This window comes from Flavobacterium sp. Root901, assembly GCF_001429765.1.
Lineage (GTDB): Bacteria > Bacteroidota > Bacteroidia > Flavobacteriales > Flavobacteriaceae > Flavobacterium.
In genome coordinates this window covers 691976-709375 of record NZ_LMJB01000005.1, presented here as the reverse complement: position 1 = coordinate 709375, position 17400 = coordinate 691976, and the positions used below count along the sequence as shown (strand labels likewise).

The window sequence follows — 17400 nt, the reverse complement described above, 5'->3', positions numbered from 1 at the left end:
AATAATGAAGATATTACAAGTAATTAATGGTTTAGATCCAGGAGGCGCCGAAAAGCTGCTTTTAGAAACAATTCCGCTTTATAATAAAAAAGGAATTGAAGTCGATTTATTGGTTTTAAACGGTAAAGATTTTCCATTTATGCAGGCTCTAAAAGCTGCAAATTGCTGTAAAATATTTTCTTTGGGCAAAACGGTATATAATCCTTTAAATGTTTTTAAAATAATACCGTTTTTAAAAAAATATGACATTGCGCATGTACATTTATTTCCGTCACAATACTGGATCATTTTATCGAAAATAATTTCATTTTCCAAAATCAAAATAGTAGTAACAGAACATAATACAACAAATCCAAGGCAAGAAAAATTTTTATTAAAGAAAATAGACCGCTTGATTTATAAAGCGTACAATAAAATTATTTGTATCTCAGATGAGGTTTATGAAATTATGAAAGATCATTTAAAAACATCTGAATCAAAATTAATCGTAATTCATAATGGTGTTAATTTAGATGATATTAATGAAGCGCAGCCTTATGAAAAGCATAAGATTTCTAATTTGTTTTTAGATAATGATATATTATTGATTCAGGTAGCCAGATTTAGTAAACAAAAAGCGCAGCAAACAGTTATAAATGCTTTACAATATCTCCCTGAGAATATTAAACTTATATTCGTTGGCGATGGCGCCCTGCAAAAGGAATGCGAAGATTTGGTTAAAAAATTAAACTTAGCAAACAGAGTTGCTTTTTTAGGAATACGAATGGATGTTCCAAGACTTTTAAAAACAGCTGATATCACAGTTTTAAGTACAAATTGGGAAGGATTGAGTTTGTCTGCTATTGAAAATATGGGTTCTGGAAAACCTTTTATTTCGTCAAATGTGCCCGGAATGCTAAATCTTACAAAAGGAGCTGGTATTTTGTTTGAAAAAGGAAATCATCAGGAACTTGCTTTTCACATTGAAAAATTAATTAATGATAATGATTATTATGAGAAAATAGTAAATTCTTGTAAAAATAGGGCAAGACAATTTGATATAAAATCGATGGTTGATAAACATATCGATTTATTTGAATCTATGGTTAAAGAATGAAAATCATAAGAAAAAATAAGGCAGCGTTTTTTATCATTGCAGCAGCAAATTTAGTTGTAGCAATATTTTCGTCGTATATTTTACCACCTAAATTTTTCTATGATGCAGCCATTATTGCTTATGACAAATTTAATGAAATAGGATATTTTGGAAGTTATCCTCTTACAATTTTGTTTTATAAAATTACAGGTTTTCGCTACTTACCGTTTCCAATAATTGCCATAATACAATTCCCAATTCTGATTTATATTTTATATAAAATAGGAATCCCAAATGACTTTGAAAAAATAAATATTAAAAATATTTTAGTCTATCTGGGAATTTTTATGATTGCCATTTTCATAGCTATGCCATCAAAGGAATTCATTACATTTTTATACATCACTCCGATTATTTTAATGTGTGTAAACAAAAAATATTCTCTTCAAAAAACTATAGTCATATCAACATTGCTTTTGATAATTTTTGGAGCAGTTTATCGACCTTACTTTGCTTTGATTCCTATTATTGCCGGCGGAATGTATTTAATAAGTTTCATAAATTTTAAAAACAAAACTATAACTACGATTTTTTACGGACTATTAATTGCTTTTTTTCTATCCTTAAGTTATGGAATAGTAAAAGGAAAATATTTTTCTGAAATGAGCCGGGAAGTAGTAAATAAAGCACGTATAGGTTCGGCAGATGCTAATTCAATGATTACGCCGCCTCTGAAACCTGATACATGGTATGGAGAAATGACGGCTGTTTTTTACGGTTTTTTTACAGTAAATATTCCGGTTAATGGTTTAAAACATTTATTTTCTCCTCAAATTATTGTTTTTATAATTTGGCAGCTTTTACTGTTTTATATTTTATTGGTTCGTTTTTCCAAATGTTTAAAAGAAAGAACAAAATATAAATATGAGCTTTTTATTTTATTTATATTATTTTCTTTTTTTATTCTTCAAGGTGTTTTTGAACCTGATTTAGGATCAGCAATTAGACATAAAATAGGTATTTTTCCATTAATTTATTTTGCGCTGTATTATGACCATTTCAGAAAAGAACTTCAATAAAATCTTTCATGTTTTTTTATGTGTTATTGCTGTTGCAATGATTTTTAGAAAACCATGTTCATTGCTCATAATATTATTTGCAGTCTTTAATTTAATCTTTTACAGAAAATTAAAATATTCAAAAACGTCATTAATTTTAATGGCTTGTGTTGCCTCGCCATTATTATTAGAACTATTAATGTTTTGGAATAATGATTCTTTTTCAAAAGGATTAAAAGCACTTGAAAAAAGCACTTCGCTGTTGGTATTTCCGCTATTTATTATTGGAAATTTTCAACGTGTAAAATTTTTAAAACTTGTCAGGATTTATGTTTTCGCAACAACATTAATACTATTTTTTTTATTCATCAGATTTAATGTTTTATTTCCCGAATTAATGTCTAAATACCTCAATGGTATTCATTTATGGGAAATGGGTTATCAATTTTCAAATAGTTTTGGAATTCATGCTCCGGCATTAAATATGCATTTGGCTTTTGTTTCTGTTTCAGCCTTTTATTTTATGTTTAATAATTTTCGGGAGAAAGAAAATTTAAAAACTAAAATTTTCTGGATTATTGTATTTCTTTTTTCTTTTTTCTTTGTTCTTTTCGTCAATACCAGAATGGCTTTAGGGAATATTTTTATTGGCTATTTGATCATTTTATTTTTAGAAATAAAATCAAAATTCAATGTAAAAAAACTGTTTTTAATAACAACACCAATTTTAGTTGTACTGTTTGGAATTCTTTTTTTATTCATTCAAAAAGATCCCTATATGAAAGAAAAATATTCAACAGTAAGTTTTTCTTATATGGATAAAGTGGGAAAATTAGATGAAATTGATCATCCGGAAGTTAAAGTTTTTAATTCATTAGTTACCAGACTTTCGATTTGGAAATCGGCTTGGGAATTATCTGTTAAAAATCTGCCTTTTGGAGTTGGTGCTTCAGATGGAAAACCGGAATTGAATAAATATTATGCAGTAACAAATCAGAAGTTTTTGGCAAAATATGAATTTCCAACACACAATCAGTTTCTGGATTTTTTATTAAAATTTGGAATTTTGGGCCCGATTGTAGTTGTGTTATATATTTTTGCAATTGGATATTTAGGTTATGATTTAAAGAATGGTATTATCCTTTCCTTTTTTTTAATTTTCTTTACTTCAAATCTTGTAGATGATTTTTTATTGCGTTTTGATGGAATTGCTTTTAGCGGATTTTGGTTTTCCATTTTTGGAAGTTATTGGATGCAGCAGAAACTATTGGTTATAAATAGACAATAATTCTTTAAAGTTTTTGTCTTTATCAAATAATTCATCGCATCTCATATATGCATTTTCTCCAAAAATTACTCGCACAGCAGGATCTTTTAAAATTTCTAAATAATGTTCTAATTCGCTAATATCATTAAAAAGAAATCCTGTTTTGTTATGTAAAACAGTATCTTTATTCCCAATTATATTGGTTGCAATTACAGGTTTTTGTAATGTCATTGCTTCTAGAACAGCAATTGGCAAGCCTTCCCAAAGAGAGAGCTGCATGTAAATATCAATATTACTGAGTTCATTTAAAACTGTTGTTCGGTCTAAAATCCAACCTGTAATTTTAATATTTGGCGAAGCAAGAACAGGTCTTAATTCACCGTCGCCAATCCAGATAAAATTAAAATCGGGAAACTTTAAAGCTATTTGATTAAAAAGTTCAGGATTTTTTTGGCAAGTAATTCTTCCCATTACACCAATCGTTATTTTTTCATTTTCATGTGGTTGAAATTGCTTGTGAACAGCTTCGATATTAATGCCATTTCTAACCAATTTTGATTTACCAATCTGTTTTGCGATTTCAAATTCGGTATCTCCACAGGCAACGGTCGTTCCTCCAAATAGTTTTTGAAAGCTCTTCTCTATTAGCCAATAAATTTTCCTTACAGGTTTTGAAATATCTTTTCTTAAAAATGAATATCCATGCGGCGTATAATAAAGTTTCTTTTTTTTGAATAAGAAAAAATAGGCAATTCTTCCTAATACTCCTGCTTTAGAAGAATGAAGATGAATGACATCCGGATTTATTTTTTTAAGCTCTTTTGTAAGTTTGTAAACAGATTTTAAATCTTTAATTGGAGAAAACTCCCGAACCATATTAAGCTGGATCAAATTTACTCCATTAGAAAATTCAGATTTTATCTTATGTGGATTAATTTCTTTTCGATTGCCGCTGTAAATGATTGTAGTCTCAACTTCTTTAGCAATTTCTTTATCTCCAAAATAGGTTGATAAATCTCTAAAATAAGTATAAACGCCTCCGCCAAGAGCTTCAATAACATGTACAACTTTCAAAGTAGTGGATTTAATTTAAAGACAAAAATAGATAAATTAGCTTCAAATGTAAGTTGAAATCTTAAAACTTCTTTTATCATATGGTTTTATATCTAATTTGAAAGGCGAGATTATTTATTACATTTGTGCATCGTTTTTTGATATCATTATTTTGATCAAAAAATTACAATCTATAAAACTATCATGAAAAGAATACTTATAACCGGAGCAGCGGGATTTTTAGGATCACATTTATGTGACAGATTTATCAAAGAAGGATATTTTGTTATCGGTATGGATAATTTAATTACCGGAGATCTTAAAAATATCGAGCATTTATTCAAACTGGAAAACTTCGAATTTTACCATCATGATATTACTAAGTTTGTACACATTCCCGGTGATTTAGATTATATTTTGCATTTTGCATCGCCTGCAAGCCCGATCGATTATTTAAAAATTCCAATTCAGACTTTAAAAGTAGGATCTTTAGGAACACATAATTTATTAGGACTTGCAAGAGTTAAAAAAGCCCGGATTTTGATCGCCTCGACTTCAGAAGTTTATGGAGATCCTTTAGTTCATCCACAAACGGAAGAATATTACGGAAACGTAAATACAATTGGTCCCCGCGGAGTTTATGACGAAGCGAAGCGTTTCCAGGAATCGATCACAATGGCGTACCATACTTTTCACGGAGTAGAAACCAGAATCGTTCGTATTTTTAATACTTACGGTCCAAGAATGCGATTAAACGACGGACGTGTAATCCCGGCATTCATTGGTCAGGCACTTCGCGGCGAAGATTTAACGATTTTTGGAGACGGAATGCAGACACGTTCTTTTTGTTACGTAGACGATCAGGTAGAAGGGATTTACAGATTACTGCATTCTGATTATGTGTATCCGGTAAATATTGGAAATCCGGACGAAATCACGATTAAGGATTTTGCCGAAGAAATCATAAAACTTACAGGTACAAATCAAAAAGTAGTGTATCATCCACTGCCAATAAACGATCCGCTGCAGCGCCAGCCGGACACTACAAAAGCAAAAGAATTGTTAGGCTGGGAAGCAAAAGTAAGTCGTGCGGAAGGAATGAAAATAACTTACGATTATTTCAGGTCATTATCTCAGGAAGAACTTTCAAAAGAAGAACACAAAGACTTTTCGAGTTATATAAAATAATAGTTTTACAAAGCTCGGATTTTAAATTAAACCCGGGCTGTTTTAATTGAAATACCAAACAAATACCATCAATGAACGACTTAGTTTCTATTATAGTGCCAACATATAATACTGAAAAGTTCATTACTGAAACCATTCAATCTGTTCAAAATCAAAGTTATAAAAACTGGGAAATGATTTTGGCTGATGATGATTCGACAGATAAGACGGTTGCAATAGTTGAAGAATTTGCTCAGAACGACAACCGAATAAAGCTTTTTAAATTACCTAAAAATCGAGGAAATGGTTTTGCCAGAAATGCTGCTTTAGAAAAAGCCACAGGAAAATACATCGCTTATTTAGATGCTGATGATTTATGGTTTCCTGAAAAGCTGGAAAAGCAAATACAGTTTTTAAAAGCAAATAATCTCCATTTTACGTATAGTTTTTACGATTCGATTGATGAAGAAGGGAATAATTTAAACAGAAGAGTTGAATCTCCAAATCCATTAACGTATAGACAATTGTTTTTTTGCAATTATGTTGGTAATTTGACAGCCATTTACGATGCCGATTTTTTCGGAAAAATTATGCTGGAAACTTCACAAAAGCGTCAGGATTGGAGAATATGGCTTACGATTTTAAAGCAAATTAAAATTGCCAGACCAGTTCCTGAGCCTTTGGCTTTTTACAGAATCAGGAAAGATTCTGTTTCTTCTTCAAAATTTAAACTAATCAAACATAACTTTGGGGTTTATAGAGAATTTCACGAATATAATTTTGCATTTTCTGTTTTGCTGATGTTGAGGTTTTTGTTTACACAATTGATGATTAAGCCAAAATATATTAAGAAGAATTAAATTGATTCTTCAAGGCCACAATTTGTGACCTTGAAGAATATCGATGTATTTTCAAACATAGCCCAAGGTTGAAACCTTGGGCTATGTTTTTTTCAATTAAAACTTGAGGTCATAAATTGTGACATCAAGTTTTAAGGTCGCAATTTGTGACCTTAAAAAATTATTTTTGTACCCATAAAGCATTGCCAAATCACGATCTAGCATTACCTTTTGTCCGCGAATAAAATATATTTTGTCTGAAATTGTTTCCTCAGAGAGAAGAGAATAATCGCCCATAAGTTTTTAATTAGAAAAACAAATGTAAGTTTTTATTTATATTTATAAATACGATTTAAACTGTTTTAGTTTTCCGCGATTGGTTCTTTCTAAAACAAGTTTTCTTGTAAAAGTGAAGTTTAAATTTGGCTCAAGGTATAAATCAATTGCTTCTTTTATTTTTTGAATTTGGTTTAAAGACAGTTCATTTTCAGAAACATATTCAATTTCAAAAGCGTCTATTTTGGTTTGTTTGATGATAAATTCTTTTACGTTTCCATCATCTTCAATAATACTTTTGGTTACGTAATAAAACGTCAAACCCGGAGATTTTTTCCCGCTTGGGAGAATCGCAACATCATTGGTTCTTCCAATAAGTTTTTTTAGAATGGGTTTTTGAGGAGTGCTTTTTTCATCCAAAATTCCAATGTCGCCAATTTCATATCTTATAAATGGATTTGCTTTATTAAAGAGAGAAGTAATTACAATTTTACCTTCATTTCCGTAAGGTAAAACCCGATTGTTTTCATCTAAAATTTCGACAAAAAGTGTTTCAGCATTTACCTGCCATTCGCCTTCAGGATTTTCAAAAGCAATCAAATCGAGTTCAGATGCACCGTATTCGCTGATAATGGGAATTCCGAATTGCTTTTCCAATAGTTTTTTATCCGTTTCAAAAAGCATTTCAGAAGTAACAAAACAAGCTTTTAAGGCTGGGCAAATTTCTTTTAGAATAATGTTTTTCTGTTCTAAAAATTTCGCAAATAAAACAATCGAACTTGTGTAACCATTGATATAATCGAATTTTTTTGATTTGAATTTCATCAGAAATTTTTCTAAAACTTCATCAGATAAATCAAAAACCGGAAACCGAAAACGATGAGAAAGAAAGTCCTTGAAACGTTCTTTTTGATAGCCGGGAAAATTCATTGGGATTCCGTAAAAACGGGCTTGATACGAATAATTAAAATCAATTCCAAACCAGCCAAACCGCATAATATTAGAAGCCCAGGTCAAGGCGTGCGAATATTTATCTTTAGCAAAAACAAAAGGAGTGCCGCTTGATCCGGAAGTTTTGTTGAGGTAAATGTTATTTTTTGAATACCCTTTTGAAAGTCTTTCGTCGAGTGGTTTTTGCAGGTTTTGTTTGTTCAAAATTGGCAGATCTTCCCAATTTACGGCATTTGAACTTCCTGCTAATTCCATGTAAAAGAAGTTATTTTTTAAATGAAAATCAACAATTTCCTTTTTTTTCCTTTCAAGAAAAGCAGCGTATTCTTCTTCAGAAAAATGAACAATTTTATCCAATTCGGCTTTGGCTTTCTTTATCGGAAAACCATTTAATTGAAGGGAAAGATCAAAAAGACGAATCATTTTTAGGATAATTTTCGTCAAAAATAATATTTACCAATTACTAACAGCGAAGAATCAGCAAGTTTTTAAGATTTAATTATTTTTTACGTTCAAAAGCAATTATTTTTGCACCCACAACATAAATACAACTATACCATGACAATTTTATTATTGGGATCAGGAGGAAGAGAGCATGCTTTTGCGTGGAAAATGATTCAGAGCCCGCTTTGCGAAAAACTTTTTGTTGCACCAGGAAATGCAGGAACGGCTGCAATTGCTGAAAATATAGCAATCGCTCCAACCGATTTTGAAGCAATAAAAGCATTAGTACTTAAAGAAAATATAAGCTTAGTAGTCGTAGGACCGGAAGATCCATTGGTAAAAGGTATTTATGATTATTTTAAAAATGATGAAAGTTTAAAACATATTCCGGTAATTGGTCCGTCAAAATTGGGCGCACAATTAGAAGGAAGTAAAGAATTTGCAAAAGAATTCCTGATGAAACATAATATTCCGACTGCAGCTTATGACAGTTTTACTGCCGAAACAGTTGAAGAAGGATGTAAATTTTTAGAAACATTACAGCCTCCATTTGTTTTAAAAGCAGATGGTTTGGCAGCAGGAAAAGGTGTTTTGATTATTCAGTATCTTGAAGAAGCTAAGACAGAATTGCGAAACATGCTGGTTCATGCAAAATTTGGAACTGCAAGTTCAAAAGTGGTTATTGAAGAATTTTTGGACGGAATCGAATTAAGCTGTTTTGTTCTGACTGACGGAAAAAGCTATAAAATTCTTCCAACAGCAAAAGATTACAAACGAATTGGCGAAGGCGATACAGGTTTAAACACAGGCGGAATGGGAGCCGTTTCTCCGGTTCCTTATGTTGACACAGTTTTAATGGAAAAAATTGAAACGCGTATTGTAAAACCAACAATTGAAGGTTTTGAAAAAGACGGAATTGAATATAAAGGCTTCGTATTTATTGGTTTAATCAATGTTAACAATGAACCAATTGTAATTGAATACAACGTAAGAATGGGTGATCCTGAAACAGAAGTTGTGGTTCCAAGATTAAAATCTGATTTGGTTGAATTGTTTTTATCTGTTGCAGATCAGAAATTAGGAGATTTTAATTTAGAAATTGATCCAAGGAGTGCTACAACTGTAATGGTGGTTTCCGGCGGATATCCTGAAGATTTTGAAAAAGGAAAAGTAATTACAGGTTTAGAAAATATTACCGATTCGATAGTTTTTCATGCAGGGACAAAATTAGATAACGAAAATGTCGTTAGTAATGGAGGACGTGTTTTGACTGTGACATCATACGGAGATGATTTTCAGCAGGCCATAAAAAAATCTTACCAAAACATAGATAAACTAAATTTTGATAAGATGTATTTTAGAAAGGATATCGGCTTCGACTTACTTTAAGAAAGAGTGAGCCGTTGTATCTTGGTTTTCAGTTCCTGCAGCATCAAAAATACGTAATTGTTTAATCCAATATACGATTGCTGCAGAACAGATAATCATAAAAATCCAGTTGATAGTGTTTGCACCAAACCACGTAACTAATTCCAAACGGCGTAAAAAGTCAAGAGGAGCAAACAAAATGTTAACGAATAAGTATTGTATTCCTTCAAAAAAAGCTTTCATAATTTTATAAAATTATATGTTATTATTGTTTTAACGCGTTGAAGTAAAATTCAATTAGGGAATCTTTTTTCAACTTGTTGGTTTTCCTTTTTAAACAAGTATTATATTTACAGTCACAAAAGTATAAAATATCCTTATGATAACAAGTGTTTTTAAAAAATCTACGCCATTAAATTATTCGTTGGTTGTAATTTTGATACTGGTTTTCTTCTTTATGTTTCAAATTCGGGAAACATCTTGGATAAATTCTTATTTTACGATATTTCAAAAAGTAAGCTTACTGTGCTTTATTTTTGCTTCATTCTTTATGGTAAATTTTATTGTAAAGAAAAACGGGCTCAGTAAAGACAACGGTTACGCGATATTTTTCTATTTACTTTTTCTGTTATTTTTTCCAACGATATTAAATAATTCCAATGTCGTTTATGCTAACTTTTTTATTTTGCTGGCACTTCGAAGACTGATTTCACTGCAATCTTTAAAATCATCCAAAGAAAAAATATTCGATGCATCGTTTTGGATTTTTGTGGCTTCTTTATTTCAATTTTGGAGTATTCTGTTTATCATCTTAGTTTTTATTTCGATAATTTTTCACGTTTCAAGAGATTATAGAAACTGGGTTTTGCCATTTATAGCTTTTTTTGCAGTGGCCATTATCTTCTATATGATTTCTTTAATGTTTCATATTGATGCTGTGAGATTTTTTGAGGAACGCGCCTTAATTGATTTTCGAATAGATTATTTTAAAAACAATTATGAAAATGGCGCACTTTCAATATATGCAGCCGTTGTTGTTTTCTTTGTTTTTTCAATGTTAACAACGCTGTCAAACAGACCGCAGATTGTGCATACTTCTTATAAAAAAGTGGTGGCCTGTTTTTTTATTGCTGTTTTTGTATACCTTATTTCACCGGATAAAAGCAATGATTTACTCTTATTCAGTATCGCGCCATTGGCAATTATGGCAGCAAGCCACGTAGAGTATATGCAGCAAAAACTGAATAACGAAATTGTATTTTATATACTGGTTTTGTGCAGTTTATTTACTTTTTTCTCGCAGTTATAATTTACTTCCGTAAGCAAGATCGCCGGCATCACCAAGACCTGGAACAATGTAGTTTTTCTCATTTAGTTTTTCGTCTAAAGAAGCCACCCATAAATGACAATTTTCCGGAAGATTTTTCTCCAGATGCGCAATTCCTTCAGGAGCAGCAATAACTACTACAATATGAAATTCTGACGGAGCAGCATTTTCTATCAGTTTTTTATGAACCGCCACAATAGATTGTCCCGTTGCCAGCATTGGGTCAAGAAGTAAAACCGTTTTGTTATTTAAGTTTGAAATCGCCTGATATTCAACTAAAATCTCAAACTCATCATCATTATTAGGATGATGCCTGCATGCCGAAACAAAGCTGTTTTCTGCATGGTCAAAATAATTTAAAAACCCGTTATGAAGTGGCAATCCCGCTCTTAAAATGGGACACAAAACGAGATCTGTTTCAATTTCAGTTGTTTTTTTGATGCCAAGCGGCGTTTGAATTTCAACATTTTTATAGGGCAGAGTTTTACTTAATTCATATGCCATAATCTCTCCAATGCGCTCAATATTTCTTCTAAACCGCATGCTGTCGTTTTGCACATTTACATTTCTGATTTGTCCAAGAAAATGATTTAAAACGCTGTTGTTTTCAGATATATAATGAATTTTCATGATGAAATTTTGATTTATTAACGGATAAAAATTAGAAAACGAAAAATAATTTCTTTTCTTCGCAGCATAAAAGTATAAAAAGTATCTTTGTATCTATAAAAAAATAAAGACATGTTTTCAAAATTAGCATATTCGGTTTTCGAGCAAAGCATCAAAGATTATCATCAATTTGATAATGTTGACCAGCCAATAAACAATCCATACCCAAAAGATAAATTTGAACATTTATTATATCTTAAAAACTGGATTGATACGGTTCAATGGCATTTTGAAGATATTATCCGTGACCCGCAGATTGATCCGGTTGCTGCTTTAACTTTAAAAAGAAGAATCGACGCTTCAAATCAGGAGCGTACGGATATGGTAGAATATATCGACAGCTACTTTTTACAAAAATACAGCAATGTACAAGCAAAAGAAGGAGCAAAAATCAATTCTGAAAGTCCGGCTTGGGCATTTGACAGATTGTCTATTTTAGCTTTAAAAATTTATCATATGCAGGAAGAAGCGAATCGTGCAGAAGCTTCACAAGAACACAGAGATAAATGTCAGGAAAAACTAAATATTCTTTTAGAGCAAAGATCAGATTTGTCTACAGCAATCGAAGAATTATTGACAGATATCGAAAACGGAGATAAATTCATGAAAGTGTACAAACAAATGAAAATGTACAATGATGATGATTTGAACCCGGTTTTGTATCAAAATAAAAAATAATTTGGCAGAGTTGTCTAACAGCCAGATTAAACATATAGCCGTCATGAGACTATCTGCAATGGGAGATGTCGCCATGACGGTTCCTGTTTTACGCGCTTTTGTAAAACAATATCCAACAGTAAAACTGACCGTTATTTCGCGTCCTTTTTTCAAACCTTTCTTTGACGGAATTCCAAATCTTGATTTTTTTGCTTTTGATGAAAAAGAAAGACATAAAGGTTTCTTTGGGCTTTTGCGTTTATTTAAAGACGTAAAAAATCTCAAAATCGATGCTTTTGCAGATCTTCATAATGTTTTACGATCTAAAGTTGTGAGTTTGCTTTTCGCTTTAAGCGGAAAAAAAAGAGCTGTTGTTGACAAAGGAAGAGAAGGAAAAAAAGAATTAACAAGAGCTGAAAATAAGATTTTTAAACAATTGCCATCCATGTTCGAAAGACATGCAAAAGTGTTTGAAGAACTTGGTTTTCCTTTAGATTTATCGAATCCTCTTTTTCCTGAAAAAGCTAAATTAAGCACAGAAATTTTAGAAATTATCGGAAACGAAAATTCAAAATTAATTGGAATCGCCCCTTTTGCACAATACAATTCTAAAGTTTATCCGTTAGATTTAATGAAAGATGTTATTGCAAAATTAGCAGAGAATCCATCAAATAAAATTTTGCTTTTTGGCGGAGGAAAAAAAGAAATCGAAATTCTGGATTCAATTTCAGAGCCTTATGAAAATGTAATCAATATGGCAGGAAAAATTAAATTTCAGCAGGAATTACAACTCATAAGCAATCTCGATGTAATGCTTTCTATGGATTCCGGAAATGCTCATATTGCTGCAATGTTTGGCGTAAAAGTGGTAACGCTTTGGGGCGCTACACATCCTTATGCCGGATTTTTACCTTTCAACCAAAGCTTAGAAAACGCATTGACTTCAGACCGAAATCAATATCCAAAACTGCCAACATCTGTTTATGGAAATAAAATAGTTGAAGGTTATGCAGATGCCATGAGAACCATTTCACCTGAGAAAATAGTTAATAGTATTCAGTCACAATTATAGTGTAAATTCCAATAAAAAACTTCCAAATCCCAACTTTGACAATAGGATTTGGAAGTTTTTATTATTAGAATTTCTTATAAATCCAGAATAAAATATCCCAAGGCTTTTTTCTTGTTTTTATCTACTATAACTTTTACGAAGTGATTTTCTTTTTCGGTAGCGAGTAAAATGTGTTCACGATCTTCAGTTGAATTTCTATAAACTTTATGCACCAATTCAGATTCTTTAATTTTTTTCGATAAGACTTTAGCAGCCTTTAATTCACTTACATACGGCCAAATATTAAAAAAGCTGTCATTAGTGATTGATATCTCTTTCATTCCCTCACTCATTAAAGAATTATACTTTTCTTCTGAAAGTAATTTTGGAGCTTTTCTGTTTCTTCTTTTTTTAATGATGAAGTAAATACAAAAACAAGAAGTAATTACAAATAGTAATATAAAAGTTAGACGGAGGTAGTGATGCATTGCCATAATATATAAGTTTTAAAAACGTGTTGACAATCAAATTGGCTGCAAAATCGATCTGGTAAATAAAATATCTGTCAGTTCTAAGCACACTACTAATATACTAAATTTTCAGCTTGTTTTTTAAACATTTCCAAATATTCAAGTTCTTTTTCGAGCATTGTTCAAAAATGATTCTAAATCAAAAAAAATTCCAAATCCCAATAGTAAAATTGAGATTTGGAATTTGAAAAATTTTGGGATTTTAATAATTATACGTCGTCGTAATCTATATAAATCGTTTCTGAAGTTGGATGAGCCTGACAAGTTAAAATTAAACCTTCGGCAATTTCACCATCTGTTAAAATAGAATTTTTTGTCATTTCAGCAGAACCGGCTGTAACACGTCCTAAGCAGCTGCTGCAAATTCCGCCCTGACAAGAATACGGAGCATCGACACCATGTTTTAAAGCTGCATCAAGAATCGTTTGTTTTTTAGACATTTCAAATGTAACCTCTTCATCATCAACTAAAACCGTGATTTTAGTATGTCCTTCCTGAGAGCCCTGAATTACTTTTTCGTCAGAAGAAGAAGTAAAAAGTTCAAATTTAATAGCAGATTCTTTTACGTTTTTTTCTTTCAAAACATTAGAAACCGTATTGATCATTTCTTCAGGACCACATAAATAGAATTTATCAAATTCAAGTTCTTTATGTTTGTTATTCAATACAAAATTTACTGTCGATTTTTCGATTCTTCCAAATAATTCATTTTCAACTTTCGCCTGACTGTAAATATAATGCACGAAAAAACGACCTACATATTGCAATTGTAAGTCATGTAATTCCTGTTGAAAAATTGTCTGTTCCGGAGTTCTGTTTCCGTAAACCAATACAAATGAACTTTTTGGCTCATTTTTTAAAACTGATTTTATGATAGAAAGTACAGGCGTAATTCCGCTTCCTGCAACAAAAGCTGCGTAATTTTTTTGTCTTTCGGCATCAGGTTCAAAAGTAAATTTTCCTTCTGGCTGACCTACTTCAAGAACATCTCCAGCTTTTAATTTGGTGTTGGCAAATTCAGAAAACAAACCATTTTTTACTGCTTTAACAGCAATTCTCAACTCACCGCTGTCTGGTGCAGAACAAATAGAATAGGCACGACGAATTTCTTGATTATCAAGTGTTAGTTTTAAATTTATGTATTGTCCGGCTATAAATTTATAGTCTTGTTTAAGTTCTTCTGGAACATTAAAAAGTATCGAAACAGCATCGGCAGTTTCGCGTTTTACCTCTTTAATTATAAGTTTTAAGAATGAAGGCATGATTTATTTTTTTTGCAAAAGTAGCAAACCATAAGTAATTGACACTTACTAAAATATTTTTTTTAACTTTTTTTGTAACGTTTTCCTACATTTGATCTCTTACTACAAAAATCAAAAACATTTAACCATGATTAAAAAGTTTATTTATCTGGAATGGAAAGCCTTTTTAAGATCGGCGTCATTTGGTAAAAACCTGGCAATGAAAATTATAATAGGTTTTTTAATGGTGTATTTTTCATTGCTTTTTATTGCAATGGGCGTTGGGGCATTTTATCTTCTTAAAGAAATGCATCTCGAACCATTTTCAACAGTTAACAGATTTTTAATTTATTATTTTCTTTTTGATTTAATAATCAGACTCTTATTACAATCTATTCCGGTTTTGAATATCAAGCCTTTATTGGTTTTACCTTTTAAAAAACCTGTTATCGTTCATTTTTCATTAGGAAAAACTGTTTTATCATTTTTTAACTGGGTTCATGCCTTATTTTTTATTCCGTTTTCTGTTGTTTTAGCGATAGAGGGATATGATATTACGGGAATTATTTTCTGGAATTTAGGAATGTTGTCTTTTATATATATCAATAATTTTTTGAATATTATTTTAACTAATATCGACAAATTATTTGTTGTTTTTATTGGATTAATTCTTCTGTTAGGAGGTGCGCAATATTATAAATTATTTGATGTTACAATTTTTACGACTCCATTTTTTCAGGGACTTTTTAATTTAAAAGGATTATTTTTAATTCCCGTTCTGGTGTTAATCGGGCTGTATGTTTTTACCTTTAAATATTTAAAAAACAATCTTTATCTCGACGCCGGACTTTCTGTAAAACAAGATATTGCAGAAACTGAAAATCTTTCCTGGCTCAATCAATTTGGAACATTGGGAACTTTCCTCAAAAATGATATTAAACTCATTAAAAGAAATAAAAGATCGAAAACGACTATTTTTATGAGTGTTCTCTTTTTATTTTACGGTTTTCTGTTTTTTGAAAATTCTCATCAGCCAGTCGTAATGCACATTTTTGCAGGAATATTTGTTTCGGGCGGATTTCTATTTGTTTTCGGACAATTTGTACCAAGCTGGGACAGTTCTTATTACCAATTAATGATGACGCAGAATATTCCGTATCGAGGTTATATCACATCAAAATGGTGGCTGATTGTTATTGCGACTTTCTTATCGACAATTCTTGCTTCTTTTTATTTGTTTTTTGGATGGGAAATTTACCTGACAATTGTTGTTGGAGCCATTTATAATATTGGGGTTAACTCTCATTTGGTTCTTTTGGGCGGGGCTTTTACTAAAACACCAATTGATTTAAGTAATGCTGCGGGCGCTTTTGGAGATAAAAAAGCATTTAATGTAAGTGCTATTTTATTATCTCTTCCAAAAATTTTGCTGCCTTTGGGCCTTTATGCCATTGGTCTTTATTTGAATAACAAAACTCTCGGTTTAGTATTAGTTGCCGGCGCCGGCGTTTTAGGATTTATTTTTAGGGATAAAGTTTTTTCTCTAATTGAAAAAAGATATAAAATTGAAAAGTACAGTACGATAAGTGCTTATAAACAAAAGAATTAATTAATGAGTGAATCTGATAATTAGAAAATTCATTAATCCTAAAATTAACAATCCAAAATCTAAAATTAAATGATACAAGTAAACCAGCTTTCAAAAAAATACAACGAAAAAACAGTTTTAAATATCAGTAATCTCGAAATTCCAAAAGGACAGAGTTTCGGTTTAGTTGGAAATAACGGAGCAGGAAAAACAACCTTTTTCAGTTTGCTTTTAGACCTTGTTCAGCCTTCTAGCGGATTTATAAAAAACAATGGCATTCAGGTAAATACAAGTGAAAACTGGAAATCTTTTACCGGATCTTTTTTAGATGAAAGTTTCCTGATAGGCTATCTAACTCCAGAAGAATATTTTTATTTTATCGGCGATTTACGCCATCAGAATAAAGCAGATATAGATGCGTTACTGGCAAAACATGAAGAATTTTTTAATGGCGAAATCTTAAATAACAAAAAATATCTTCGTGATTTATCAAAAGGAAATCAAAAAAAAGTGGGCATTATTGCAACGCTTATTGGAAATCCTGAGGTTATAATTTTAGACGAACCTTTTGCAAATTTGGATCCAACTACGGTTAGCCGTTTAAAGAAAATTATTAAAGAATTGGCAGATAATCCAAATGTAACAATTTTGGTTTCCAGTCATGATCTGCAGCACACGGTTGAGGTTTGCGACAGAATTGTTGCACTCAATAAAGGAGAAATTGTAAAAGATATTCAAACCTCAGAAGAAACCTTACAGGAACTGGAATCTTTTTTTGCGGTATAAGTTATCTAATATTCAAAAAGAAGCGTATTTTTACCAGTCATTATACTAAAAAT

The 17400-nt window shown here is 31.1% G+C and carries 18 protein-coding genes; 11 read left to right on the top strand and 7 right to left on the bottom strand.

Annotation, left to right across the window (positions count from 1 at the left end):
- Nucleotides 1-4 precede the first annotated feature (4 nt).
- The 3 genes from ASE21_RS06830 (at nt 5) to ASE21_RS06820 (ending at nt 3421) form a co-directional block, all read left to right on the top strand.
- Nucleotides 5-1096, top strand: coding sequence for a glycosyltransferase (locus ASE21_RS06830; protein ID WP_057121856.1), 1092 nt, complete (start codon nt 5-7; stop codon nt 1094-1096).
- Nucleotides 1093-2154 carry a hypothetical protein gene (locus ASE21_RS06825; RefSeq protein ID WP_057121855.1) on the top strand — a complete coding sequence of 354 codons (1062 nt, stop codon included), beginning with the start codon at nt 1093-1095 and terminating at the stop codon, nt 2152-2154. Before ASE21_RS06830 ends, ASE21_RS06825 begins: the two co-directional genes overlap by 4 nt.
- A 139-nt stretch (nt 2155-2293) precedes the next feature.
- On the top strand, nt 2294-3421 hold the full coding sequence (locus ASE21_RS06820; RefSeq protein ID WP_242410235.1) for an O-antigen ligase family protein: 1128 nt from the start codon (nt 2294-2296) through the stop codon (nt 3419-3421).
- Here the strand turns inward: ASE21_RS06820 and ASE21_RS06815 are convergent.
- On the bottom strand, nt 3398-4474 hold the full coding sequence (locus ASE21_RS06815; RefSeq protein WP_057121853.1) for a glycosyltransferase: 1077 nt from the start codon (nt 4472-4474) through the stop codon (nt 3398-3400). The two genes, ASE21_RS06820 and ASE21_RS06815, sit on opposite strands and share 24 nt — an antisense overlap.
- Before the next feature lie 183 nt (nt 4475-4657).
- Between ASE21_RS06815 and ASE21_RS06810 the strand changes: the two genes are divergently transcribed.
- Both ASE21_RS06810 and ASE21_RS06805 read left to right on the top strand, forming a co-directional pair.
- A complete protein-coding gene (locus ASE21_RS06810; RefSeq protein WP_057121852.1) occupies nt 4658-5641 on the top strand; it encodes a UDP-glucuronic acid decarboxylase family protein in 984 nt (327 codons plus the stop codon).
- 71 nt (nt 5642-5712) lie between these two features.
- Nucleotides 5713-6480: a glycosyltransferase family 2 protein gene (locus ASE21_RS06805; protein ID WP_057121851.1), complete on the top strand. Its 768-nt coding sequence runs from the start codon at nt 5713-5715 to the stop codon at nt 6478-6480.
- 96 nt (nt 6481-6576) lie between these two features.
- On the opposite strand, the gene ASE21_RS22390 is transcribed toward ASE21_RS06805, so the two are convergent.
- Nucleotides 6577-6756 carry an ORF6N domain-containing protein gene (locus ASE21_RS22390; protein ID WP_057121850.1) on the bottom strand — a complete coding sequence of 60 codons (180 nt, stop codon included), beginning with the start codon at nt 6754-6756 and terminating at the stop codon, nt 6577-6579.
- 42 nt (nt 6757-6798) lie between these two features.
- On the bottom strand, nt 6799-8109 hold the full coding sequence (locus ASE21_RS06795) for a phenylacetate--CoA ligase family protein (protein WP_057121849.1): 1311 nt from the start codon (nt 8107-8109) through the stop codon (nt 6799-6801).
- 135 nt (nt 8110-8244) lie between these two features.
- Here ASE21_RS06795 and purD point away from each other — a divergent pair, with 135 nt between their 5' ends.
- On the top strand, nt 8245-9519 hold the full coding sequence (purD, locus tag ASE21_RS06790) for a phosphoribosylamine--glycine ligase (RefSeq protein ID WP_057121848.1): 1275 nt from the start codon (nt 8245-8247) through the stop codon (nt 9517-9519).
- On the opposite strand, the gene ASE21_RS06785 is transcribed toward purD, so the two are convergent.
- Entirely contained in the window at nt 9511-9741 is a 231-nt protein-coding gene (locus tag ASE21_RS06785; RefSeq protein ID WP_057121847.1) for a DUF6341 family protein, read from the bottom strand. The two genes, purD and ASE21_RS06785, sit on opposite strands and share 9 nt — an antisense overlap.
- Nucleotides 9742-9877: 136 nt before the next feature.
- Here ASE21_RS06785 and ASE21_RS06780 point away from each other — a divergent pair, with 136 nt between their 5' ends.
- Entirely contained in the window at nt 9878-10807 is a 930-nt protein-coding gene (locus tag ASE21_RS06780) for a DUF6427 family protein (protein ID WP_057121846.1), read from the top strand.
- Here ASE21_RS06780 and upp read toward each other — a convergent pair.
- Nucleotides 10802-11455, bottom strand: coding sequence for a uracil phosphoribosyltransferase (gene upp, locus ASE21_RS06775; protein WP_057121845.1), 654 nt, complete (start codon nt 11453-11455; stop codon nt 10802-10804). The genes ASE21_RS06780 and upp overlap by 6 nt on opposite strands.
- Nucleotides 11456-11566: 111 nt before the next feature.
- Between upp and ASE21_RS06770 the strand changes: the two genes are divergently transcribed.
- On the top strand, nt 11567-12172 hold the full coding sequence (locus ASE21_RS06770) for a DUF4254 domain-containing protein (protein WP_057121844.1): 606 nt from the start codon (nt 11567-11569) through the stop codon (nt 12170-12172).
- A gap of 43 nt (nt 12173-12215) precedes the next feature.
- A complete protein-coding gene (locus ASE21_RS06765; RefSeq protein WP_057122354.1) occupies nt 12216-13223 on the top strand; it encodes a glycosyltransferase family 9 protein in 1008 nt (335 codons plus the stop codon).
- Between the two features lie 74 nt (nt 13224-13297).
- Here the strand turns inward: ASE21_RS06765 and ASE21_RS06760 are convergent, their stop codons facing one another.
- Nucleotides 13298-13696 (bottom strand): hypothetical protein, encoded by a 399-nt coding sequence (locus tag ASE21_RS06760; protein WP_057121843.1) that lies wholly within the window; start codon nt 13694-13696, stop codon nt 13298-13300.
- 245 nt (nt 13697-13941) lie between these two features.
- Nucleotides 13942-14994: a ferredoxin--NADP reductase gene (locus ASE21_RS06755; RefSeq protein ID WP_057121842.1), complete on the bottom strand. Its 1053-nt coding sequence runs from the start codon at nt 14992-14994 to the stop codon at nt 13942-13944.
- A gap of 127 nt (nt 14995-15121) precedes the next feature.
- Here ASE21_RS06755 and ASE21_RS06750 point away from each other — a divergent pair, with 127 nt between their 5' ends.
- Nucleotides 15122-16582, top strand: coding sequence for a DUF5687 family protein (locus ASE21_RS06750; protein ID WP_057121841.1), 1461 nt, complete (start codon nt 15122-15124; stop codon nt 16580-16582).
- A gap of 69 nt (nt 16583-16651) precedes the next feature.
- Nucleotides 16652-17347, top strand: coding sequence for an ABC transporter ATP-binding protein (locus tag ASE21_RS06745; protein ID WP_057121840.1), 696 nt, complete (start codon nt 16652-16654; stop codon nt 17345-17347).
- Nucleotides 17348-17400: the final 53 nt, after the last annotated feature.